The 21868-nt window shown below is 65.3% G+C and carries 22 protein-coding genes; 9 read left to right on the plus strand and 13 right to left on the minus strand.

Going from position 1 to position 21868, the window contains the following annotated elements; translation table 11 throughout:
- Positions 1-178: 178 nt before the first annotated feature.
- Complete coding sequence (locus AB7531_RS15665; RefSeq protein WP_231142285.1) at positions 179-766, plus strand: TetR family transcriptional regulator; 588 nt, start codon at positions 179-181, stop codon at positions 764-766.
- 36 nt (positions 767-802) lie between these two features.
- On the opposite strand, the gene AB7531_RS15670 is transcribed toward AB7531_RS15665, so the two are convergent.
- From AB7531_RS15670 to AB7531_RS15685, 4 genes are all read right to left on the minus strand, one after another.
- Complete coding sequence (locus tag AB7531_RS15670; protein ID WP_038933963.1) at positions 803-1093, minus strand: hypothetical protein; 291 nt, start codon at positions 1091-1093, stop codon at positions 803-805.
- 105 nt (positions 1094-1198) lie between these two features.
- Positions 1199-2230 (minus strand): MBL fold metallo-hydrolase, encoded by a 1032-nt coding sequence (locus AB7531_RS15675; RefSeq protein ID WP_063982390.1) that lies wholly within the window; start codon positions 2228-2230, stop codon positions 1199-1201.
- 222 nt (positions 2231-2452) lie between these two features.
- Entirely contained in the window at positions 2453-3103 is a 651-nt protein-coding gene (locus tag AB7531_RS15680) for a response regulator (protein ID WP_063982391.1), read from the minus strand.
- 7 nt (positions 3104-3110) lie between these two features.
- Entirely contained in the window at positions 3111-4481 is a 1371-nt protein-coding gene (locus tag AB7531_RS15685) for a sensor histidine kinase (protein WP_063982392.1), read from the minus strand.
- 200 nt (positions 4482-4681) lie between these two features.
- On the opposite strand from AB7531_RS15685, the gene AB7531_RS15690 reads away from it, so the two are divergent.
- The 5 genes from AB7531_RS15690 to AB7531_RS15710 all read left to right on the plus strand — a co-directional run bounded on the left by AB7531_RS15690 (position 4682) and on the right by AB7531_RS15710 (position 9031).
- On the plus strand, positions 4682-5452 hold the full coding sequence (locus AB7531_RS15690) for a MotA/TolQ/ExbB proton channel family protein (RefSeq protein WP_063982393.1): 771 nt from the start codon (positions 4682-4684) through the stop codon (positions 5450-5452).
- Positions 5449-6135, plus strand: coding sequence for a hypothetical protein (locus AB7531_RS15695; protein WP_063982394.1), 687 nt, complete (start codon positions 5449-5451; stop codon positions 6133-6135). The genes AB7531_RS15690 and AB7531_RS15695 overlap by 4 nt, the downstream gene beginning before the upstream one ends.
- The gene (locus AB7531_RS15700) at positions 6128-6733 is read left to right on the plus strand and encodes a hypothetical protein (RefSeq protein ID WP_063982395.1); all 606 of its coding nucleotides are present in this window, start codon (positions 6128-6130) and stop codon (positions 6731-6733) included. Before AB7531_RS15695 ends, AB7531_RS15700 begins: the two co-directional genes overlap by 8 nt.
- A 117-nt stretch (positions 6734-6850) precedes the next feature.
- Positions 6851-7591, plus strand: a complete 741-nt coding sequence (locus tag AB7531_RS15705) for a metallophosphoesterase family protein (RefSeq protein ID WP_063982396.1) — start codon at positions 6851-6853, stop codon at positions 7589-7591.
- Positions 7592-7597: 6 nt separating this feature from the next.
- The gene (locus AB7531_RS15710) at positions 7598-9031 is read left to right on the plus strand and encodes a serine/threonine protein kinase (protein WP_063982397.1); all 1434 of its coding nucleotides are present in this window, start codon (positions 7598-7600) and stop codon (positions 9029-9031) included.
- A gap of 6 nt (positions 9032-9037) precedes the next feature.
- Here the strand turns inward: AB7531_RS15710 and AB7531_RS15715 are convergent, their stop codons facing one another.
- The gene (locus AB7531_RS15715) at positions 9038-9229 is read right to left on the minus strand and encodes a hypothetical protein (protein ID WP_014494175.1); all 192 of its coding nucleotides are present in this window, start codon (positions 9227-9229) and stop codon (positions 9038-9040) included.
- Between the two features lie 500 nt (positions 9230-9729).
- Positions 9730-10431, minus strand: a complete 702-nt coding sequence (gene rpe / locus AB7531_RS15720) for a ribulose-phosphate 3-epimerase (RefSeq protein WP_063982398.1) — start codon at positions 10429-10431, stop codon at positions 9730-9732.
- Between the two features lie 249 nt (positions 10432-10680).
- On the opposite strand from rpe, the gene AB7531_RS15725 reads away from it, so the two are divergent.
- On the plus strand, positions 10681-11463 hold the full coding sequence (locus AB7531_RS15725) for an EF-hand domain-containing protein (protein ID WP_063982399.1): 783 nt from the start codon (positions 10681-10683) through the stop codon (positions 11461-11463).
- A gap of 212 nt (positions 11464-11675) precedes the next feature.
- Here AB7531_RS15725 and AB7531_RS15730 read toward each other — a convergent pair whose 3' ends face one another.
- Together AB7531_RS15730 and AB7531_RS15735 are read right to left on the minus strand one after the other, a co-directional pair.
- A complete protein-coding gene (locus AB7531_RS15730; RefSeq protein WP_441279983.1) occupies positions 11676-12674 on the minus strand; it encodes a P1 family peptidase in 999 nt (332 codons plus the stop codon).
- A gap of 54 nt (positions 12675-12728) precedes the next feature.
- Positions 12729-15581 carry a PAS domain S-box protein gene (locus AB7531_RS15735; protein ID WP_063982400.1) on the minus strand — a complete coding sequence of 951 codons (2853 nt, stop codon included), beginning with the start codon at positions 15579-15581 and terminating at the stop codon, positions 12729-12731.
- Between the two features lie 195 nt (positions 15582-15776).
- On the opposite strand from AB7531_RS15735, the gene AB7531_RS15740 reads away from it, so the two are divergent.
- Positions 15777-16163 (plus strand): response regulator, encoded by a 387-nt coding sequence (locus AB7531_RS15740; protein WP_063982401.1) that lies wholly within the window; start codon positions 15777-15779, stop codon positions 16161-16163.
- Positions 16164-16237: 74 nt separating this feature from the next.
- On the opposite strand, the gene AB7531_RS15745 is transcribed toward AB7531_RS15740, so the two are convergent.
- From AB7531_RS15745 to AB7531_RS15765, 5 genes are all read right to left on the minus strand, one after another.
- On the minus strand, positions 16238-17356 hold the full coding sequence (locus tag AB7531_RS15745) for a branched-chain amino acid ABC transporter substrate-binding protein (RefSeq protein WP_028147453.1): 1119 nt from the start codon (positions 17354-17356) through the stop codon (positions 16238-16240).
- A gap of 159 nt (positions 17357-17515) precedes the next feature.
- Positions 17516-18259 carry an ABC transporter ATP-binding protein gene (locus AB7531_RS15750; RefSeq protein ID WP_063982402.1) on the minus strand — a complete coding sequence of 248 codons (744 nt, stop codon included), beginning with the start codon at positions 18257-18259 and terminating at the stop codon, positions 17516-17518.
- Positions 18256-19101 (minus strand): ABC transporter ATP-binding protein, encoded by an 846-nt coding sequence (locus tag AB7531_RS15755; protein WP_063982403.1) that lies wholly within the window; start codon positions 19099-19101, stop codon positions 18256-18258. The genes AB7531_RS15750 and AB7531_RS15755 overlap by 4 nt, the downstream gene beginning before the upstream one ends.
- Positions 19098-20417, minus strand: a complete 1320-nt coding sequence (gene livM, locus AB7531_RS15760) for a high-affinity branched-chain amino acid ABC transporter permease LivM (RefSeq protein ID WP_063986261.1) — start codon at positions 20415-20417, stop codon at positions 19098-19100. The genes AB7531_RS15755 and livM overlap by 4 nt, the downstream gene beginning before the upstream one ends.
- Before the next feature lie 10 nt (positions 20418-20427).
- A complete protein-coding gene (locus tag AB7531_RS15765) occupies positions 20428-21345 on the minus strand; it encodes an ABC transporter permease subunit (RefSeq protein WP_028147449.1) in 918 nt (305 codons plus the stop codon).
- 289 nt (positions 21346-21634) lie between these two features.
- Between AB7531_RS15765 and AB7531_RS15770 the strand changes: the two genes are divergently transcribed.
- Positions 21635-21793, plus strand: coding sequence for a hypothetical protein (locus tag AB7531_RS15770; RefSeq protein WP_166091448.1), 159 nt, complete (start codon positions 21635-21637; stop codon positions 21791-21793).
- Positions 21794-21868: the final 75 nt, after the last annotated feature.

A 21868-nucleotide genomic window follows, 5' to 3' on the forward strand; every position in this document is an offset into this window, starting at 1 on the left:
ATCAACTTCACCGGAACGATTGGGCATTGGCTCAATTTACTGGTTGCGCGCCAGATCGCGGCGCAGGCTGCAAAACTGCCTCATTAAGGCGAGAGCTTTCCGAAACGACCGGCACGGGCGCTTCGGAAGCAGCTCCATCGCCGGGTAACTGAGCCCTCAACGGGAACATGGTGCTGGCATGAATGAAGCCGTGATCTTGACGCCGGAGCGGATCCTCGAAGTCACCGAGGACGTTCTGCGGCGCTACGGACTTGCCAAGGCCACCGTGGTTGACGTTGCCCGTGCGCTCGATGTGAGCCACGGCAGCGTCTATCGCCATTTCCCGAGCAAGGCCTCGCTGCGCGAGGCCGTCGCCAAACGCTGGCTGGATCGCATCGACGCGCCGTTACTGGCGATCGCCGAGGAGCAGGGGCCGGTGCCGGCCCGACTCGACCGCTGGCTGCGCACGCTGTTCGCCGCCAAGCGCTCGCGCGTGCTCGACGATCCCGAGATGTTCGACACCTATCTGACGCTGGCGCGCGAGGCTTGCGCCGCCGTCAAGTGCCACAAGGACACCATGATCGACCAGATCGCGTCGATCCTGACCGACGGCGTGAAGCAGGGCGTGTTCGAGGTGGGCGACGTCAAGGCCACCGCCCGCGCCATCTTCGATGCCACCGTGCGCTTCCACCATCCGGCCCATGCCGACGAATGGAAGGACGCCGATCTGCCCGCCCGTGTCGATGCTACCCTGGCGCTGGTGCTGCGCGGGTTGAAGGCGGCCTAGACCGACACGCTCCCTCCAAAACGCGCCACCGCCGATTCAGCCTTTCGCCTTGTGCAGCAGGGCCTCCTCGCGAAGGGGAGGCGAGCGGGTCGATTGCCTTCCGTTGGAGGATGGAACAACCGGCGGGCTCTCCGGATATGTGTTCACCGCGATTTCGACAGCGTCCTTTGACCGCTTCCGAATGCGGTAGAATGTAAGCTCCTGATCGAGTGCGGGGCAGCGGAAGTGGACGACGGCCGTATCCGGCAAGCGGCAGAGTTCGTCGATGAGCTCGCCCACGGTGAGGAGCGGAGGATCGACGACCGTTCGGTGCATGGCCTTACTCATGGCGCAACTCCTCCTTCACTCTGCTGCTAACCAAAGCGCGACGGTGTCGGTTCCATTCCGCTCGCCTCAAGCGCTGGATAAAGGCGCGAACTGCGCGCCGCCGCGCTAGAGCGCGGATCCCGACCGCAGGCCGCGCGACCGCAAGATGCCGAATGGGTCTTCACGCCCGGCCAGTTTCCGATATGTCGCAAGGTCGTCAAGCGTCGGACCTTCTCCGCGTCTGGCATTCCCATTCGTTCCAACCGGAATCGACGTGCCGAGGCCGGCATAGAGATAGCTGTCGCCGAACGCCTTCTTGAGCGCGGCAAAAGTCGGCTCACCGGTGCAATGTCCCGGTGCTACGGCATCGACCTTGAACCTGTCCTTCAGAGCGGTAACGACTTTCGCGATTGCATCGTCAGGCGCCACGACCAGATGAAATCCGCCGGCGATGAGATGAATCCTGGGATTGATACCGGTCGCCGCTTCGACAATGCGCTCGATCCCGGGGTGCGAACAACCGACCAGAAGGACTACGCCTTCTGCGGTGTTGACGGCCAGAGACAGCTCCTTGAGCTCTCTTGTTCCGGGCGCGTCGGAGATCAGCGAAATCAGCGTGATCCCAGGAGCAATCTCGGTCGTTTGATCGATCAGTTCGAAGTTTGCGTTGGCCCATGCCGAGCCGAACTTCATCACCGCTGGGGGCTTGCCTCCATAGTACCGCATCTCCGGCGGCAGGGCCTCGTCTTTCCGGTAGAATCCGGAAGGCAGCGAAGAGCCGTAGATGCCAAATCCTTCCCTAGGCGCGTAGATCTTGACGGTCGGATTGACGCTTAGGACGTAGGACAAACCCGCCATATGATCGGAGTGGCGGTGCGAGAGAACGACAAAGTCGAGGTCCGAGAGGTTGACGCCCCTGGCCTTCACGTTTGCCGCGAAGATTTCGGGGTCGTTACCCGTGTCGAACAAGATGCGTTTTCCCGCGACTTCGACAAGGGCGGAAAAACCCCAGTCCTTTGTCATCGCGTCATTTGTGCCGAAGGCGTCATATAGAATGGTGATCTGGTCTTTCGCCTCGGCTGCTGCGCACTCGGTGGTTCCGGTCGCGAATATGTTGAAGGCGATCAGTAAGGCAAGAAGACTGTCCCTGATGTTCATGGAAGCGTCTCCTGTTGTCATGCAAAACATACAACGGGAACGAGGGCGGCTTCGAAAGAGCCGGGCCAAAAGGCTCGCGTCAAGATCGGAGCCCAACAGACATCCACCGGCGGTCTCGCGCGGATGCCGTGGCTGCGATCGAGCCTAGCACAATCCGAGAGCGACTGGAGACCTTCGTTGGGGCGGCCGGCCGAAAACAGATAGGCGTCCAGCCGCCAAGCTCTAGATCCTCGTCAGCCCGCAGGTCGCTGCCAGCCGCACGAGTTGCGCGTCGGTGCGCGCGCCGGTCTTGGTCTTGATCAAATAGTGATAGTTCTGCACCGTCTTGACGCTGAGATTGAGATGAGCAGCAATCTGCTCAGTCGTCGCGCCGCCGGCGAATTGGCGCAGGATCTCGATCTCGCGCTCACCCAGTTGGTCCAGCGCCGAGCCCGCCGACAGGCTGTCCTCGGCCAAAATGTGCGCGATGTCGTCGCTCATGGCGCGCTCGCCGCGCGCAACGCTGCGGATCGCGGTGACGACCGCGGAGGGTTCGCTGCTCTTGGTGACGAAGCCGCTGGCTCCGGCGCTGAAGGCGGCTTTCACCAGCACGGCCTCGTTGTGCATCGTGAAGACGAGGATGCGCGCCCGCGGGCTGCGCGCGCGGATGTTGCGGATCGCCTCCAGCCCGCTCGCGCCGGGCATCGAGATATCCAGCAGGACGACATCAGGGTCGTGCGCCTTGAAGGCGCCGTAGGCGTCGGCCGCGTTGTCGGCTTCCGCCACGACATGGAGATCGCCCTGGCTCTCCAGCACGCGCCGGTAGCCTTGCCGCACGATCGGATGATCGTCGACCAGCAGCACGGAGATGCCTGTTGCCGCGACCTCGCTCATGTCGGCCTCACGCTGCGAGCGGGATGGTGGCGGCGACGCTGAGGCCTCCTCGCGCAGGCAGGATCGACAGCGATCCGCCGGCCGCCGCGACCCGCTCGCGGATGCCGGTGAGCCCGAAGCCGGCCGACTGCGCCACGCGTGCGGCATCGCCGCCGCCGTCGTCCTCGACACGGATCAGCAACGCGTCGTCGTCACCGGCGCGCCGCTCGATGCGCAAGGAGATTTCGCGCGCCGAGCTGTGGCGCAGTGCGTTGGTCAGGCATTCCTGCGCCACGCGATAGGCGGTGGTGGCTGCCGGGCCGCTGATGTCGGTGAGGTCGCCCCTGAGATCGAGCCGGATGGTCGGCTGCGCTGCGCTTTGCGAGCGCCAGCTGTCCACCAAATTGACCAGGCTGGCCTCGAGCCCGAGCTCCGCGGGCAGGGGATTGCGCAGGCGTTTGAGCGCATCACGCAGCGAGGCCATCAGATGATGGGTGGCCTGCGAGATCATGCGCGCGTCCTGCGCGATTGCGTTATCCTTGCTCTCCTTCGCGCTTGCCGTCTCGATCGTGTTGGCAAACGCGAGGATGGCGGAGAGATTTTGGCCGAACTCGTCGTGCAGCTCGCGGGCGAGCGCGCGGCGTTCGTCGTCACGGATCTCGATCAGCCGCCTTGTCAGCGCCGCGCGCTGTTCGGTGGCTTCCTCCAGCCGGCCGCCGAGCTCGCCGACGGCGCTGCCGATCATCGCCAGCTCCATGGAGCGGAAGCGCGGCAGTTTCGTGCGATACTGGCCCCGCGCCATGCGCTGGAGCGCGGCGACGATGGTGCGCGCCGGTGCCAGCGCGTGTGCGATGGCGAGCGACGCCAAGAGCGCGATCGCCGCCGCCATCAGAAGCGCGACATCGACCACGTTGAGGAGATACTCCCAGGCAAGCGAGATGGCCGCTGCGGCATCCGGCGTCGCGACGACCGTTCCGGCGGCTGCCGCGCGGGGACTGACGGGCCTTATCACTTCGGCGTGGCTGCCGAGGAAGATGGGTACGATCGCGGTGAACCAGTGCGGCGGCGTCTTGCCTAGCCCCACGCTCTGGCCGCAGAGCGGCCTTTCGAACGCGATGGCCGGCTGGAACTCGACGCAGACGCCGGGCGAGATCAGCTTCATCGTCTCCAGGGTGCGCCACTCCGGAACCGGCAAGAGCTGCTCGCGCGTTCTGCTGCTGCGCAACAAGAACTCGTGCCAGTACAGCGCCTGAAGCGCCTGCGCGACCCGCTGCGCCGAGGCCGCGGTCGCCCGGTCGACGCTGCGATAGGCGTCGAACGTGGCCCAGACGGTTGCAGCGCCAAGGCAGAGCGCGACGATGAGAAGCAGACGGGCGACAAGCTGAAGCACGAGGCGCATGCGATCACCCTCAACGTTTGGTAAGGTCAGCCTAACAACGCCGCCGCGCCTTGCCAATTGCGGGGTTTGGGCCCGATTGCAGCTCGGGCAAATTTCCCAAGCCGGATTGGGCATGGCTCTTTGGACCGCGCGCGGCGGCTTTGATCTAATCGGGGTGGAATCGTTGCAGGCCAATCCCTGCAAGCCAGGAGCAGTGCAGCATGAGTTCGATGACGATTGGACCGATCGCCGGGTCTGCTGCCGACCCATCCGAGCGCAGCGCGCTGCTGTTCTGGATGATCTTCACCGGGCTATCGATCTTCGCCGTCGTGCTGCTGTGGCGCTTCGGCCTGATCCGTCTGATGCTGACCTCCGACCGCACCTACATTTCCAGCGTGATCGCGCTGCTCTATGTCCTTACCTGCGGCCACTGCTTCCTGCGGACACGGGCGATCGCCCGTGAAGGCGCGGCGGCGCGGCGGTGCCGGGCGGTGCTCGCGGCGCCCGGGGGCAGCAAGGTGCTCGACGGCAGCGCGGCCGCGCTGCCACGCGGGCTGGTGCGGGACCACATCGAGAGCCTCGTGACGAAAGCGTCCGCGCAGGACTACCGGGCGGTCGACCAGACGCTGCTGCTGCGGACGCTGGCCGACCGGCTGCGCGGCTCCAACGGGTTCGGTGCCTTCGTCTCGGACACGCTGATGAAGCTCGGCCTGCTCGGCACCATCATCGGCTTCATCATCATGCTGGCGCCGATCGCGGGGCTGGATGCCGCCGACAAGGTCGCGATGCGTTCCTCGATGGGGCTGATGAGCGACGGCATGGCGGTCGCGATGTACACGACGCTGGCGGGCCTCGTCGGCTCGATCCTGGTCCGCATCCAGTACTACATGCTGGATGCCGCGACCCAACGCGTGTTCTCGGACGCGGTGGTGCTGACCGAGACCTATGTGACGCCGGTGCTGGAGCGCAAAGGCACTGGAACCGCGTCATGATGGATGACTTTGGTCTCTATCCGCGCGAGGAGCCGTTCGATCCGCTGGGCGTGATGCTGTTCAAGGCGCTCCAGGTGATCGCTTTCCTGTTCTTCCTCGCGCTCCTCGCGGTGTCGCCCGATGCCAAGGACGGCAAGATCGATTCCAAGGCCGAGTTCATGATCACGCTGGACTGGCCGGACAGCCATCCAGACGATCTCGACCTGTTCGTGCAGGATCCCGCCGGCAACATCGCCTGGTATCGCCACCGCGAAGCCGGCTTCCTCACGCTCGATCGCGACGACCGCGGCGGGGCCAACGACTTCATCATGGTCAACGGTAAGAAGATCGCCTCGCCGATCCGCGAGGAGATCGTCACGGTGCGCGGCATCGTCGCCGGCGAATACACCGTCAACGTCTCACATTTCGTGGCGACGACCGGCGAACCGGTCCAGGCCAATGTGAAGGTGCAGAAGCTCAATCCGACCGCGCAGGTGGTCTTCGACAACAAATTCACGCTCGATCACACCGGCGACGAGAAGACCGCGGTGCGGTTCCGGCTCGATGCCGAGGGCAAGGTCGTCAATGTGGACCAGAGGCCGAAATCGCTGCTCGAGACGTTCCGGAGCAGCTGGCGCAACGGCGCCGATCTGGACCCGAGGACCGGCGTGAGCAAGAACGCTACGAGGGTGCGCCGTGACTAGCCTGCAAACGGTCATCCTCACGCTGTCGGTCGCCTACGCCGTCATCGGCGCGTTGTTGCTTGTCGTGCTGGTCTATGCGCGGCTGCACTGGTCGTTGAAGGCCGTCGCGGTGGTCGTGACCAGCGCCTTCTATGTCGTCAGCTTCACCGAGATGCGCGGACTGCTCGGCTGGGCCAGCGCCGACCGGCTGCCAACCTCCTTCAAGCTGCTGAAGGCCCGCATCGTCGAGCCGCATTCGCTGGAAGGCGATCCCGGCTCGATCTATCTCTGGGTCGAGCAGCTGGATGACGACAATCGCCCGAGCGGCATCCCGCGCGCCTTTCGTGTGCCCTACAATGACAGGCTGGCCGACAAGACCCATGCGGCGGAGAACGAGATCGCGTTGGGACATCCGCAAGGCGGCCGTGCCGCCGATTTCGGCGGCGGCGATGGCAGTCTCATTGACATGGTCCGGGAATATGTGACGCCCAAGACCATTTTGGAGACCAGCGGCGGCGATTCCTCGACCGGCGAATTCCTGGCACCACCCGCCGGCGCGCAAGGCGCGGTGTTCACCCCGATTCCGCCGCCCCGGATGCCGCCGAAGGACGAGCAATAGGCTCTTCACCATCGCGACAGGGGCACGCTGGAAAACGCACCCGCACTGGCGCATCTTCTTGACGTCCCTCAATTTGGCCTTATCGGCTTCCGATAAGGCCTTTGGGGTGGAGGGTGCGTGCTTCTCGCTGTCTTCTCGGATATCCACGGCAACCGGCAGGCGTTCGAGGCCTGCCTGAAGGTTGCCCGCGCGAAGGGCGCGGAGCGGTTCGTCCTGCTCGGCGATTTCGTCGGCTATGGCGCCGATCCGGAATGGGTCGTGGATACCGTGATGGGTCTGGTCCGGGAGGGCGCCATCGCCGTCCGCGGCAATCATGACGAGGCGGTCAACACCACGACCGAAGCCATGAATGCGGAGGCGCAGATCGCGATCGAATGGACGCGCGGGCGGCTCGACGTCGCGCAGCGGCGGTTCCTCGCCGAGCTGCCGATGCTGGTGGATGAGAAGGAGCGCCTTTACGTCCACTCGGAGGCCTCGAGCCCGCAGCGCTGGCACTATGTCCGTTCGACGGCGGATGCCGCCAAGAGCCTGATATCGACGCCCGCCCATGTCACCTTCTGCGGCCACATCCATCGCCCGGCGCTCTATTCGATGTCGGTGACGGCGAAGATGACGGGCCTCGTGCCCAAGACCGACGTTTCCGTGCCGCTGCTGCGCGGGCGGCAATGGCTGGCCGTGCTCGGCTCGGTGGGCCAGCCTCGCGATGGCGATCCATCCGCAGCCTTCGTGCTGTTCGACACCGTGTCGTGCCAGATCACCTATTGCCGCGCGCCCTATGACATCGCGAGCGCGGCGAACAAGATTCGCGAGAACGGCCTGCCGCCCTGGCTCGCCGACCGGCTGTCGCAGGGACGCTAGAGGCCGATGCCGCAATCCCTGGTCAAATCAGGCGCCGAGATCGACGGCTACACCATCGGTGAATGCGTCCATGCCGGCGGCATGGCGACGCTGTGGACCGTCACCCATCCCGGCATCGACGTGCCGCTGCTGATGAAGATTCCGCGGGTGTCGGAGGGCGAGGACCCCGCCGCGATCGTCTCGTTCGAGATGGAGATGATGATCTTGCCGCGGCTCGCCGGGCCGCACGTGCCCTCGTGTTTCGGCACCGGTGACTTCGCGCACCAGGCCTACGCCGTGATCGAGCGCATTCCCGGGACCACGCTCTACAAGCGGCTGCCCGACCTGCCGCTCCCATATGAGGAGGCGCGGCAGCTCGTCGCGAAGATCGCCGCCGCGTTGGCCGATCTGCACCGGCAGAACGTGATTCATCACGACATCAAGCCGAGCAGCATCATGTTCCGCGATAGCGGCGAGGCGGTCCTGATCGATTACGGCCTGTCGCACCACAACCATCTGCCGGACCTGTTGCAGGAAGAATTCCGGCTGCCTTACGGCACCGCGCCCTACATGGCGCCCGAGCGGCTGTTGGGGGTACGCGACGATCCGCGCAGCGATCTGTTCTCGCTGGGCGTACTGCTCTATTTCTTCACCACCGGCGAGCGTCCCTTCGGAGAGGGCGAGACGCTGCGCGCGATGCGTCGCCGGCTGTGGCGCGATCCGCATCCGCCGCGCGAATTGCGCGCGGACTATCCGCCCTGGCTTCAGGAGGTGGTGCTGCGCTGTCTCGAGATCGAGCCGGTGCGGCGCTATCCGACCGCGTCCCAGCTCGCCTTCGATCTCGCTCATCCGGACCAGGTCAGGCTCACCGCGCGTTCGGAACGGCTGAAGCGCGACCCGTTAAGCGTGGCCTGGCGGCGGCGCTTCAACCTGGGCGTCATGGCGCCGCGCGCGAAATCGGACGTGGCCGCGCAAATCGCCTCCAGCCCGATCCTCGCGGTCGCGCTCGACACGGTGGAAGGCGAGGGCGAGCTGAACGAGGCGCTGCGCGTGACGACCGAGCGCATTCTCGCGACGCTGCCGTCGGCGCGGCTTGCCTGCGTCAACGTGCTCAAGCTCAACCGCATCGCGATCGACCGGACGCTCGACGAGCAGGGCTCCAACAAGCATATCGACCGCCTGGTCGCGCTCCGGCATTGGGCGACGCCGCTCAAGCTGGATGAGAGCCGGCTGTCGGTTCACGTGCTGGAGGCCGTCGACCCCGCCGCGGCGCTGTTGGAATTCGCCGAGGTCAATCAGGTCGACCACGTCATCATCGGCGCACGGCAGAGCTCGTTCCGCCGCGCGCTGCTCGGCAGCGTCTCGGCCAAGGTGGCCTCGGAGGCGGCCTGCACCGTCACCGTGGTGCGGCCGCCGCGGATGGCTGCGGCGAAACCGGACGCCGGCGTCGTGTGGGGCTAGGAAAGATCACGCCGCGTGGGCGGCGTGGACGGAGCGCTTGCGGCGGATCGGCCAGCAGAATTGCGGGCCGGGCTCGCCGTGATCCGCGCCGCCGCCGAAATACTGGATGATCTCGCGGCAGGGCTCGCAATTGAAGAGGTTACGCGACGCGGATGCCTTGGTCATTTCCTTCAGGCAGTTCGGGCAGTGCGGTTTCATCGGGCGTGGTCCAGAACAGAATTCAATGCCGGCGCGGTGACCGGAGCGGGTGATCCGGGTCCGCCATCTCGGGCCCGGTGTCGTCGCGCCTCTCGCCTTCGGTGCGTTCGAGCCGACCGAAGAAATAGTCGAGGTCAGGATGCGGGCGCCGCGGGATGCGGCACCTGCGCTTCGCTTGACGCTTCACGAGCGCGATCTGCATGGGCTCAGGCCCGATACCAGTCGCGACGGACGATGCGGGCCGAACGTGCCGGCACCCTCGTCGGTCCGGCCGATGGGCCAAACACAACAAACGCACTGAAACCAAGCCACAACGCCACGCCAGTCCAAACCAGGGTCGTCGTCATGATGTGCTCCCGCGAAAACAGGCAGGAATCACTAGCGGTGATTTGCACGAATCAGGGAAGCCCGGAGGAGTACGGATCAAGGTGCAATTTAGGCATTGCGTGTCGCAACGCCCGTAAGACCCGCAGCTTTTCAGCAAATATGTTGCTTGTGCTTCAGATCGCTTCGCCGCGTGCGCCTGCGGCGGCGTTACGGATCGCGGCGATGTTGGTCTTGTACGCTTCCTGCGTGCCGCCCTTGAACACCGAGGTGCCGGCGACGAAGGCGTTGGCGCCCGCCGCGGCCAGGGGACCCGCGACATCGGGACCGACGCCGCCATCGACCTCGATGTCGATCGGACGTCCCGCCGTCATCGCGCGGATGTCGCGGATCTTGCCGATCGCAGACGGGATGAAGGCCTGGCCGCCGAAGCCGGGATTGACCGACATCACCAGCACGAGGTCGACGAGGTCGATGACGTATTCGAGCACGCTGATCGGCGTGCCCGGATTGAGCGAGACGCCGGCCTTCTTGCCGAGCGCGCGGATCGCCTGGAGCGAGCGGTGCAGATGGGGACCTGCTTCCGCATGCACGGTGATGTGGTCACAGCCGGCTTTGGCGAAGGCCTCGAGATAGGGGTCGCAGGGCGAGATCATCAGATGCGCGTCGAAGATCTTCTTGGTGTGCGGGCGCATCGCCTTGATGACGTCGGGGCCGTAGGAGATGTTGGGAACGAAATGACCGTCCATCACGTCGAGATGGATCCAGTCGGCGCCGGCCGCGTCCACCGCGCGCACCTCTTCGCCGAGCCTGGAGAAGTCCGAGGCCAGGATCGAGGGCGCGATGGCCAGGGGGCGGGGAGTGAAGGATTGGGTCATGGCGCGGTGTCCCGTGGCGGCCGTGAAAGATGATGCTCGCCTAACATGGGCCTCTCAGCCGGGCAATGCAGGGGTGTGCTTCCTGTGGGCGGAAATTTCTGCCGCAACCGGCATGAATTGCCGGTGTTCCCGAGCCGCGCCAGGCGTCGCGAAGGCGGATTTCATTGAGCTTTTTGCGCTGGCACGACGCTTGCTGACATCACCGCCAGAACATTGGCTGCGGCGTGCCGCATCGGTTGGAGTTGTGCAATGTTGTTTGCCCTTGGTGCCGTATCGAGCGCGCTCGACGCGATCCAGTCGCTGACGAACTCGAAATCGTCCTCCTCGACCCAGAAGACGGGGTCTTCGCAGAACGCGCCGATCAATCCGTTCGCGATCGACAGCAGCAGCACGACCAGCAACGCGACCTCGCCGGTCAACGCAGGCAAAACTCCGCAGATCTCGCCGGAGACGATGAACGCGCTGTTCGCCGCGCAAAGCCAGTCGACGGACAGCACCGGCAGCACGGCCAGCTCGAGCTCGACGTCTTCGACCTCGACGAGCCGGGACGCTGCGCTGAAGGACCTGTTCTCTCAGATCGACGGGGACGGCGACGGCAAGATCACCAAGTCCGAATTCGAGAACGCGCTCGGCGCTGGCGGCACCAACCTCGCGCAGGCCGACGACGTGTTCTCGAAGATGGATACGAATTCCGACGGCAGCGTCAGCCTGGATGAGATGTCGAAGGCGCTGAAGAGCGGCCATCACGGCCATGCCCACGGTGCAAGCGGCTCCGGCGACGCCTCCGGCAGCGGCTCGGATTCGTCGTCGAGCGGTGGATCGACCTCGACCACGACGACCGCCGCCGATGGCTCGACCACCACCACTGTCACCTACGCCGACGGCTTCAAGATGTCGACGACGGTCCCGGGCGCCTCCAGCGCCTCTCGCAATTCGGCCTACGATCTGTTCGCGCAGTTGATGCAGCGGCAAGGCGGGCAGGGCCAAGGCGCCTCAGCGACCGCCGGCTCGTCGATGTCGATGAGCGTCTGACGCCTACTCGCTGTCATGCCCGGCTTGCCGCCTTCGCTAAAGCTTCGGCGGCCGAGCACCCTTGTGGCCCCGGCGTAGCCTTGGCGGAGCCGGGACCGGGGCATCCAGTACGCCGCGGCTTCTTGGTTCAATCACAACTGTCTCTGGAATACTGGATCGCCCGGTCTTCGCCGGGCGATGACGCGCGATATGTGGTGAGAGGCGCGTGCCCCTTACGCGCCGAAGCGGTCCTTCCACGCCGGTAATGCTCCCGCAAACGGCAGCGCTGTCGCGCTGTACACGCCGCGCGCGATCGCGCGCGCGACCATGTTGGCGGCGACCGTGCCGAGCTCGGTGAGGCCGACCAGCGGCTCGATCGGCTTCTCACAGGTCGCAGCCGCAAACAGCACGTCGCCGTCGGTCGGGGCATGCACGGGATAGATGGCGCGGGCAAATCCGGTGTGCGCGATCATCGCAAGCCGCTTGGCCTGGGCCTTGGTCAGCGTCGCATCGGTGACGACGAGGCCGATCGTGGTGTTCTCGCGCGCGCTTGCGGCCGGGCCGCCCTTGATGCGCATCGCCAGCATGTCAGGCGTGAATTTGGCAGGCAGGCCGCGCCCGCCGAACTCGCCGTTTTCCTCGAACGGCGCCGCCCAGAACCACGGTCCCTCGCCGACAGTTGCGCTGCCGACCGCGTTGACGACCATGATGGCGGCGACCTTGATGCCGTTGGGCAGGACCGCTGAAGCCGAGCCAAGGCCGCCCTTGAAGGTCGCGGTGGTACAGCCGAGGCCCGCGCCGACACTGCCCAGCGCGAAATCGTGGCCCGCGGCCACAGCTGCCGCGTAGCCGAGATCGCGATAGGGCGCGAAGCGCCCCCAGGCCTTGTCGCCGCCGTTGAGCAGGTCGAACACGATGGCGCCCGGCACGATCGGGATCACCGCCTCGCGAATCCGGAAACCGCGGCCCTGTTCGGCAAGCCAGGCCTGGACGCCGCCGCCGGTCTCGATGCCAAAGGCGGAGCCGCCGGACAGCGCGATCGCATCGATGCGCTCGACCGTGCTGGCAAGATCGAGCAGCGCATCCTCGCGCGTGCCGGGCCCGCCGCCGCGCACGTCGATCGCCGCGACCGCCGGGGCATCGAAGATGATCGCCGTCGTGCCAGAGGCGACTTTCGCATCCTCGGCATGGCCGACGCGGACGCCGGCGATATCGGTAAGCAGGTTTTTCAAGGCCGGCACTCCATGCGCTTCAGGCATCAGCGATAGCGCACCGGTGCCGCGCGCTCAACTCGCCAGCGCCGTCCTGAGCATCTTGGCAAGCTCGGATTTGCGGTAGGGCTTGGCCAGCAGCAGCACGCCGGAATCGAGCCGGCCGTGATGGACGATGGCGTTCTCGGTGTAGCCCGAGGTGAACAGCGTCTTCAGGTCGGGACGCCGCCGCACCGCCTCGTCCGCGAGCTGGCGGCCGTTCATGTGGCCCGGCATGATGATGTCGGTGAAGAGCAGGTCGATGCCCTTGTCGGCATCGATGATGGTGAGGGCTTCGGCCGCGTTGGCGGCCTCGAGCGCGGCATAGCCGAGGCTCTTGATCTGGGTCACGACATATTGCCGTACCAGCGCGTCGTCCTCGACGATCAGGATCTTCTCGTCGCCGCCGGCGATGGGCACGTTCTGGAGCGACTCGTATTCGCTCTCCTGCACGCCGCTCGAGCGCGGCAGGTAGATCTTCACGCTCGTGCCGTGGCCTTCCTCGCTGTAGATCTTGATGTGGCCGCCGGACTGCTTGACGAAGCCGAACACCATGCTGAGCCCGAGCCCGGTGCCCTTGCCGACCTCCTTGGTGGTGAAGAACGGGTCGAACACCCGCTCCATCAGGTCCGGTGGAATGCCGGTGCCGGTGTCGCTGACCGCGATCATCACATAGCTGCCGGCGACGACGTCGGGATTCATGCTGGCATAGCCGTCGTCGAGGAAGATGTTGCGGGTCTCCAGCACCAGCGTGCCGCCGTCCGGCATGGCGTCGCGCGCGTTCAGCGCGAGATTGAGGATCGCGGTGGAAAGCTGGCCCGGGTCGACCAGCGCCGGCCAGGCATCCTCGGTGAGCTGCGGCATGATGGTGATCTGCTCGCCGAGGGTCGGGTGCAGCAGCTTGGCGGCCTCGAGCGCCAGCGCATTGACGTCGATCTCGCGCGGCTGGAGCGGCTGCTTGCGGGCAAAGGCGAGCAGGTGCTTGGTCAGTTGCGCGCCGCGCTCGGCGGCGTCGTCGATCAGCTTGGTGATGGCGGCGAGCTCGGGACGGTCGGCCACCGCATCCGCGAGGATGCCGATCGTGCCGGTGATGACGGTCAGCACGTTGTTGAAATCGTGGGCGACGCCGCCGGTCAGCTGGCCGATGGAGTCCATTTTCTGGACCTGCCTGAGCTGGGCTTCCGCGGCCTGCTTCTCGGTGAGGTCGCGGCCGATGAAGAAATGGCGCTTCACCGGCTCCGACCAGGTCCCCATCCAGTTCAGCGTCACCTCGTGACCGTCGTAGTGGTAGTAGCGCGCCTCGAAGCTGCGCTTGACGGCGCCACGCCGCGCCGCGCGCATCTCGCTGCGGGTGTTGTCGAGGTCATCGGGGTGAATGAACTCGATGGCGCTGTGCCCGATCATGTCCTCCGGCTTGTACCCGAGGATGTCCTTCACGCTCGGGCTGATCTGGATGAAATTGCCGTAACCGTCCGTCACGAGGATCAGGTCCTGCGAGGTCTCGAAGATGCGCTGGCGCTCCTCGATCTCGCGGTTGAGGGCGGATTCCGCCCGCTTCCGCTCGGTGATGTCGCGGGCGACCTTGGAGGCGCCGATGATCTTGCCGTCGGTCGATCGCAGCGGGACCTGGCTCAGCAGGACGTCGATCGGCTGGCCGCTCTTGTGCAGCCGCACGGTCTCGTGCTGGTCGATGACCTCGCCGTTGCGGGTGCGGGCCAGCATTTCGGCGACTTCCTCGCGCTGCCCCTCGGGCATGATGATATCGACCTGGCGGCCGATCGCCTCGCTGGCGGAGTAGCCGAAGACGCGCTCGGCCGCCTTGTTCCAGGACGTGATGGTGCCGTCGAGCGACTTCGTGATGATGGCGTCGTTGGAGGACTCGACGACGGCGCTGAACAGCCGCTCGCGCTCGGCATAATAGTTCCGCTCCGAGCTCGACTGCCGCTGCAGCGCGCCGACCATGCCTGCCGTGTTGGCCTGGAGCCGCACGTTCTCGATCAGCAGCACCGCGAGCACGAAACTCGACGCAAAGAGGCCGTAGAGCCGGCCGGCATAGAAGCCGAGGTCGAAACGCGCGACGTTGACGATCGCCGACAGCGCGATGTCGAACAGCCAGGCGCACATCGTGACCATGAGCCAGATGTCGATCACCGTGTGCGGCTTGCGAAACCACAGCGTGACCAGCGCCGCGAAGCTGAGGGACCACACGAACGACACCACGCCGATCATGGTGGGGGTGTAGTGGCCGTCCTTGAGCAGGACCGGTAGCAGGCCGTGCTGCGCAGTCACCAGCCAGGCGAAGACGGTCAACGCGACGAACACGCCGGCGACGGAAAGTGCGATCGCGGGAGCCGTCGCGCCCGCAACCCTGTTGCCGCCGTTGCCGTCCTTGAGCCAGGCATAGGCCAGCACGAACAGCGGGAAACCGGCGTGCCAGATCATATAGAGCCAGACGGTGGTCTGTGAGCCTGCACCGAACAATCCGGCCGGGGCGAACAGCCCGGGGAAGGTGAGGGCGTGGGTCACCGCGGCGCCCGCCGTGAACAGATAGCCGATCGACAGCAGCAGCAGCGCGCGGCTGCGCAGCACGGCGAACTGCGACAGCAGCAAAACGGCGGTGATGATGTCGCTGACCGCGAGCGCCGACTGGTAGCTCGCCACGAAGGCCGGCACCTGTGCGAGCGGCAAGCCCGCAAACGGTACCGCCAGTGCGAACAGGATCGCGGAGATGCCGACGATCGCCAACGCAGCCCTGCGATCGCTTCGCGTAGCCGGCAAGGTCGACAGGAATGTGCTTCGGTCGTTAGGCGCTAGCACGTCGATCTCTCGTAAGCCGGCATGATGACCTCCTACGTCAATCTCTTCCGGCCGGGAAGCCGCTACCCGCATGGTAGCCCGCTCCGGGCGCGCATCCTGACAGAAAGCGCATGCGACTCAACCGAAGGTTACAGCTTATTTAACTTGGGGTGGGACTTGGAACAGGTAGCTGGTAAGAGGTGATTTACCGGGACAGACCCATACTGCCTTGCCGGGCAGTTGCGGTGAATTGAACCAAATAATGATACGTATCCGGGAGTTGTTCCCATGCGCCGTGTTCTCGTTGTCGACGACCAGAAGGAGGTCCGCGCCATGGTCGCGATCGTGCTTCGGGTCAACCGCTTTGACGTCGTCGAAGCCGAGAGCGGCGCGGCGGGCCTGAAAGCCTTCAGCGAGGGCGCTTTCGATGCCGCGATCGTCGATATTTTCCTGGCCGACACCAGCGGCGTTGACGTCATGGTGGCCATTCGCGAGCGAGTTCCCGGGTTCCCGATCGTCGCGGTCTCCGGCATGACCGCGCTGGATTTCATGGGCGAGGCGCCTGGTCTGGCCGACGTGGTATGCCTGCAAAAGCCATTTCGGCCGAACGATCTCCTGCAAGCGCTCCACAAGGCCCGGGCTGCGGCGGGCGGCGAACTCTCCGCAGCCGTGTGACCGCACAGCGAAAGAAAACGCCCCGGCGAACCGGGGCGTTGGATTGATCCGGTTAAAAGGTCAGGCATCCTGTCTTAGGTGCCGTTGCCCTTGATCTCAGCGTAGCCGCCCTTGGCGTCCCATTTGTAGACGACATAGTCGAGCTGCTTGATGTCGCCCTTGGCGTCATACTCGATCGGGCCGATCACGGTGTCCCACTTGCCGGCCTTGATCGCCGCCATGACCTTCTTGGCGTCCGTGGTGCCGGCCTTCTTTGCCGCCTGCGACCAGACCTGCATCGCCGCGTAGGTGTAGAGCGTATAGCCCTCGGGGTCGATGTTCTTGGCCTTGAAGGCGTCGACGATCTTCTTCGCGGTCGGCTTGTTGCGCGGATCGGGGCCGAAGGTGAACAGCGTGCCTTCGCCGGCCGGACCGGTGATGGAGGCGTACTCCTTGTCGGCGAGCGCGTCGCCGGCCATCAGGATCGTCTTGAGGCCCTGGTCACGCATCTGGCGCAGGATCAGGCCGCTCTCCTGATGATAGCCGCCGACATAGACGAGGTCGATGTTGTCGCGCTTCAGGCGCGAGACGATCGCGTTGAAGTCCTTGTCGCCCTTGTTGTAGGACTCGTACATCTTCTCGGTGATGCCGGCCTTGTTGAGCGCCTTCTTGGTCTCGTCGGCGAGACCCTTGCCGTAGGTGGTCTTGTCGTTGAGGATCGCGATGTTCTTGCCCTTGTAGTTCTTGGCGATGTACTGCGCCGCGACCAGGCCCTGCTGGTCGTCACGGCCGCAGACGCGCGCCACGTTCCAGAGTCCGCTATCGGTGAACTTCGGATTGGTCGAGGCGGGGGTAATCTGGAGCACGTTGCCGTCGGCATAGGCTTCGGAGGCGGGGATCGACGACGACGAGCAATAGTGCCCGGCCACGAACGGGATTTTCGCGCCGGCGATCTTTTCAGCGATCGAGCGCGCCTGCTTCGGGTCGCAGGCGTCGTCCTCGACGTTGAGCGCGAGCTTCTTGCCGTTGACGCCGCCGGCGGCGTTGATGTCAGCCACGGCCATCTCGGCGCCGTTCTTCATCTGGCGGCCGAAGGCGGACTCTCCGCCGGTCATCGGGCCTGCGACTGCGACGGTGACATCCTGCGCGAAAGCCGCGCTCGATAGCGCGATCGACGCGCCGAATGCCAGACCGATGAGCTTCAGTGATTTCATGAGATACCTCGCGGGTGGTCGCCTGTGGAAGTTGCCGGATACGCCCGGTCCAAACCGGCGCCATTCTCGAATGAATCTCGGGAGAAGTCACCGGCAAAATACGGGCATTGGCGGAGATATCTCGCCACATTCGGCCGCACGCGCTCCCCGTCGGCAACCTCAGCCGTGCCGGCCGCCCTCCAGGTAGGCGGCGCGAATCTCGGGGCGCTGCAACAACTCGGCGCCGGTCCCGGCCAGCGTGATCAGGCCGTTGACCATGACGTAACCGCGATGGGCGAGCTTCAGTGCATGGTTGGCGTTCTGCTCGACGATCAGGACCGTCAGGCCGTCCTGGCGGTTCAGGGTGCGGATCGCATCGAAAATCTGGCGCGCGATCAGCGGCGCCAGCCCGAGCGAGGGCTCGTCGAGCAGAAGCAGGCGGGGGCGGCTCATCAGAGCGCGGCCGATTGCCAGCATCTGCTGCTCGCCGCCGGACAGCGTTCCGCCGCGCTGGGCGTAGCGCTCCTTCAGGCGCGGGAACAGCGTGAACACGCGTTGCAGCGTGGCCTCGCGTTCGGCGTCGGTGCATCCGGTGGCATCCGCCCCCATCTGGAGGTTTTCCGCCACGCTCATGCGCGGGAAGATGCGGCGGCCTTCCGGCGATTGCGCGATGCGCAAATGGGCGATCTCATGGGTGGGAACCTCGGTGATGTCGCGGCCTTCGTACAGGATCTGCCCGGCGTGGGCGCGCGGCTTGCCGAAGATCGTCATCATCAGCGTCGACTTGCCGGCGCCGTTGGCGCCGATCAGCGCGACGATCTCGCCGGCGCTAATCTCGACATCGACGCCCTTCAGTGCCTCGATCTTGCCGTAGGCCGCGCGCAGGCCCCGGATCGAAAGCAGGGGAGTGGACGCCGACGTCACGACCCGCTCTCCATCACGGCCACGGCCTCTTCCTCGTCGGTGCCGAGATAGGCGGCGATCACCTTGGGATCGTCGCGGATCTCGCGCGGCGAGCCTTCCGCGATCTTGACGCCATGGTCCATCACCACGATGTGGTCGGAGATCTCCATCACGACCGACATATCGTGCTCGATCAGCAGGATCGAGGTGCCGAGCTCGTTGCGGATCGAGAGCAGGAGCTCACTCAAGGCTGCGCTCTCGCGCGCGTTGAGACCCGCGGCGGGCTCGTCCAGGCACAAAAGCGCGGGCTCGGTGCACATCGCGCGCGCGATCTCGAGCCGGCGCTGGTCGCCATAGGCGAAATTGCCGGCGGCATCGTCGGCGCGGTCGAGCAGATTGACCCGCTTCAGCCAGTCGGTGGCGAGGTCGATCGCGCGCTTTTCGGCGTCGCGGTAGCCGGGCGCGCCGATGAGGCCGAGAAAGGTGAAGCCGGAGGCGCGCATCAACGCGTTGTGTTGCGCCACCATCAGGTTTTCCAGCGCGGTCATGCCGGGAAACAGGCGGATGTTCTGGAAGGTGCGCGCCACCTTGGCCTGCTTGGCGATGCGGAAATCATTGAGCCGCTCCAGCGCAATCACCTTGCCGTCGTCATGGGTGAGGCGAATGGCGCCGCCGCTCGGCTTGTAGAAGCCGGTGATGCAGTTGAACACGGTGGTCTTGCCGGCGCCGTTCGGTCCGATCAGCGCGGTGATCTTCTTCCGTTCGGCCGCAAACGACAGGTCCTGCACGGCGACGATGCCACCGAAGCGCATGGTCAGCCGGTCGACGCCAAGAATCTTGTCGCTAATCTTGTCGCCGCTCATCCGTGCCCTTCCTTGACGAGGTCGGAGGAGATCGCCTGCGCCTTGGTCAGATACACGGTCGGCGCGCGATGGCCGATCAGGCCGCGCGGCCGCCAGATCATGATCAGCACCATGGCCATGCCGAACACCAGCATGCGGTAGGTCTCGAGGCTGCGGAACAGCTCGAAGCCGCCGATCATGGCGAGCGCAGCGAGCGCGACGCCGAGCTGCGAGCCCATGCCGCCGAGCACGACGATGGCGAGCACCAGCGCCGATTCCTGGAAGGTGAAGGATTCCGGACTGATGAAGCCCTGGCGCGTCGCGAAAAACGCACCGGCAAAGCCGCCGAACATGGCGCCGGTCGCGAACGCCGTGAGCTTGGTGGTCGTGGTGTTGATGCCGAGCGCGCGGCAGGCGACCTCGTCCTCGCGCAAGGCCTCCCAGGCGCGGCCGATCGGCAGGCGGCGCAGCCGGATCGTCACCCAGTTGGTGAGCAGCGCAAGCGCCAGGATCAGGTAGAACAGGAAGACGATGCGCTGGGTCGGCGAATATTCGATGCCGAGCCTGGCGGCGAGCCCGTTGTCGCTGTTGTCCAGCGGGATGCCGAAGAACGAGGGGCGGGGAATGCTGGAGACGCCGTTGGGGCCGCCGGTAAGGCTCTGCCAGTTGATGATGACGAGGCGGATGATCTCGCCGAAGGCGAGCGTCACGATGGCGAGATAGTCGCCGCGCAGGCGCAGCACGGGGAAGCCGAGCAGCACGCCCCAGAACGCGGCGAGGATGCCGGCAAGCGGCAGGCAGACCCAGAACGACCAGCCAAAATTGGTGGCCAGCAGCGCGTAGGAATAGGCGCCGACCGCGTAGAAGGCGACGTAGCCGAGATCGAGCAGGCCGGCGAGCCCGACCACGACGTTCAGCCCCCAGCCGAGCATGACATAGGTGAGCACGAGGATCGCGAGGTCGAGGATATAGCGCTGATCATAGAAGATCACGGGCACAAGCACCGTGAAGATCAGAAGCGCGGGCGCCAGGTAGCGGCCGACGAACGACATCCCGCTCCGCACCGCCGGCGGCACCAGCTTCTCGGTGCCGGTCGGACCGATCCATTGCCTGAGCAGCCCGAGCACGATCGAGCCGCCGAACACAGCGGCGACGAGGGAGGCGACCTCGCCGAAGCGGGTCCAATAGGTGAGCTGGCCGTCGGAACCCGCTTCGGTGCGGACGCCGACCATCAGCGAGAACAGCACCAGCGCGATCAGGGCGTTGACGAAGGCCGTTTTCAGCAGAGCGGGGATGTCCGTTGCAGGTTTGGTCGTATTGCTCGAGAGAACTGTCACGCGGCGACCGTCAGACTTTTTCGACTTCGGGACGGCCAAGCAGGCCGGTCGGCATGAAGATCAGCACGACGATCAGGATCGAGAACGCCGCGACGTCCTTGTACTCGACCGAGAAATAGGCCGACCAGAACGTCTCGATCAGGCCGATCGCGAGACCGCCCAGCATGGCGCCAGGCAGCGAGCCGATGCCGCCGAGCACCGCCGCGGTGAACGCCTTGATGCCGGCGACGAAGCCCATGAAGAAATCCACCAGGCCGTAATAGAGCAGGTACATCAGGCCCGCGACCGCGGCGAGTGCGGCGCCGATCACGAAGGTCATGGAGATGGTGCGGTCGACGTTGACGCCGAGCAGCGCCGCCATGGTCTGGTCCTGTTCGCAGGCCCGCATGTCGCGGCCGAGCCGGGTGCGCGACACCAGCCAGGTGAAGATCCCAAGCAGCACGATGGTGGTGAGAACCACCATGATCTGGATGTTGGAGAGCTGGATCACAAAACCGTCCGCGCTTTCGTGCAGCGTATAGCCGCCCGTGATGAAGGGCGGGATCGGCTTGACGCGGGCGCCCTGCGCGACCTGCGAGTAATTGGTCAGCACGAAGGACATGCCGATCGCCGACAGCATCGGGGCGAGGCGGAAGGAATGGCGCAGGGGCCGGTAGGCGATGCGTTCGATGGTCCAGCCATAGAGCGCGGTGATCGCCATCGACACCAGCAGCACCACCAGCAGGATCACCGGGATCGCGGTCAGGCCGAGCGAGATCAGGATCAGGAAGGTGATCAGGGCGATGAAGCCGCCGATCATGAAGACATCGCCATGGGCGAAATTGATCATGCCGACGATGCCGTAGACCATCGTATAGCCGATGGCGATCAGGCCGTAGATCGAGCCCAGAACGAGACCGTTGATGAGCTGCTGGGCGAAATAATCCATGGGCTGCCGTTACCAAACCTGACGCGGCTCAAAGGGAGCTCTTCGAGAGAAAGTGTGATTGAGTTTCTTCTCGGGCCCCGGCAGCCCCTAAGCATTCTTCTCGTTTTGTAACAGGAGGGAACTGGTGGCTGCAACTGGCCATGCCTCGACACAAAGGCTTGTACAGAGGTCATTTCGCTACGGATGTCATTTCGGTTCCGCAGGTGCGAGGAACCGGGTTCCGCAAAGCAACCAAACTGAATCCCGGCCGTTGTCTCTCCTCTGAGGTCCAACTAGGGAGTTCCCCCAAATGTCGAAGCAGCAAGATCAGAATCCGGGCCAGCAGACTCAGAAACCCGGGCAGCAGCAGGGTGGCGGGCAGAAACCCGGACAGCAGCAGCAGGATCCGCAGCGCCAGGGCGAGAAGCCCGGCCAGCAACAGGGCGGCCAGCACGGTCAGGACAAGTAGTTTCGGAGCCTAGACGTGAAGAGGGCCCCGCCGGGAGGCGGGGCCTTTTTCCTTGGGCGCGCCGCCCGGCGGGCC

Origin of the sequence: Bradyrhizobium sp. 63_E2_N1_3 (assembly GCF_052076005.1) — a bacterium.
In the GTDB taxonomy this organism is placed as follows: Bacteria; Pseudomonadota; Alphaproteobacteria; order Rhizobiales; family Xanthobacteraceae; genus Bradyrhizobium; species Bradyrhizobium barranii.

Bases quoted from the DNA above. Each gene is read 5' to 3' on its own strand.
- AB7531_RS15665 (WP_231142285.1), top strand. From the start codon at position 179: ATGAATGAAGCCGTGATCTTGACGCCGGAGCGGATCCTCGAAGTCACC.
- AB7531_RS15670 (WP_038933963.1), bottom strand. From the start codon at position 1,093: ATGAGTAAGGCCATGCACCGAACGGTCGTCGATCCTCCGCTCCTCACC.
- AB7531_RS15675 (WP_063982390.1), bottom strand. From the start codon at position 2,230: ATGAACATCAGGGACAGTCTTCTTGCCTTACTGATCGCCTTCAACATA.
- AB7531_RS15680 (WP_063982391.1), bottom strand. From the start codon at position 3,103: ATGAGCGAGGTCGCGGCAACAGGCATCTCCGTGCTGCTGGTCGACGAT.
- AB7531_RS15685 (WP_063982392.1), bottom strand. From the start codon at position 4,481: ATGCGCCTCGTGCTTCAGCTTGTCGCCCGTCTGCTTCTCATCGTCGCG.
- AB7531_RS15690 (WP_063982393.1), top strand. From the start codon at position 4,682: ATGAGTTCGATGACGATTGGACCGATCGCCGGGTCTGCTGCCGACCCA.
- AB7531_RS15695 (WP_063982394.1), top strand. From the start codon at position 5,449: ATGATGGATGACTTTGGTCTCTATCCGCGCGAGGAGCCGTTCGATCCG.
- AB7531_RS15710 (WP_063982397.1), top strand. From the start codon at position 7,598: ATGCCGCAATCCCTGGTCAAATCAGGCGCCGAGATCGACGGCTACACC.
- AB7531_RS15715 (WP_014494175.1), bottom strand. From the start codon at position 9,229: ATGAAACCGCACTGCCCGAACTGCCTGAAGGAAATGACCAAGGCATCC.
- rpe (WP_063982398.1), bottom strand. From the start codon at position 10,431: ATGACCCAATCCTTCACTCCCCGCCCCCTGGCCATCGCGCCCTCGATC.
- AB7531_RS15725 (WP_063982399.1), top strand. From the start codon at position 10,681: ATGTTGTTTGCCCTTGGTGCCGTATCGAGCGCGCTCGACGCGATCCAG.
- AB7531_RS15735 (WP_063982400.1), bottom strand. From the start codon at position 15,581: ATGCGGGTAGCGGCTTCCCGGCCGGAAGAGATTGACGTAGGAGGTCAT.
- AB7531_RS15740 (WP_063982401.1), top strand. From the start codon at position 15,777: ATGCGCCGTGTTCTCGTTGTCGACGACCAGAAGGAGGTCCGCGCCATG.
- AB7531_RS15745 (WP_028147453.1), bottom strand. From the start codon at position 17,356: ATGAAATCACTGAAGCTCATCGGTCTGGCATTCGGCGCGTCGATCGCG.
- AB7531_RS15755 (WP_063982403.1), bottom strand. From the start codon at position 19,101: ATGAGCGGCGACAAGATTAGCGACAAGATTCTTGGCGTCGACCGGCTG.
- AB7531_RS15765 (WP_028147449.1), bottom strand. From the start codon at position 21,345: ATGGATTATTTCGCCCAGCAGCTCATCAACGGTCTCGTTCTGGGCTCG.
- AB7531_RS15770 (WP_166091448.1), top strand. From the start codon at position 21,635: ATGTCGAAGCAGCAAGATCAGAATCCGGGCCAGCAGACTCAGAAACCC.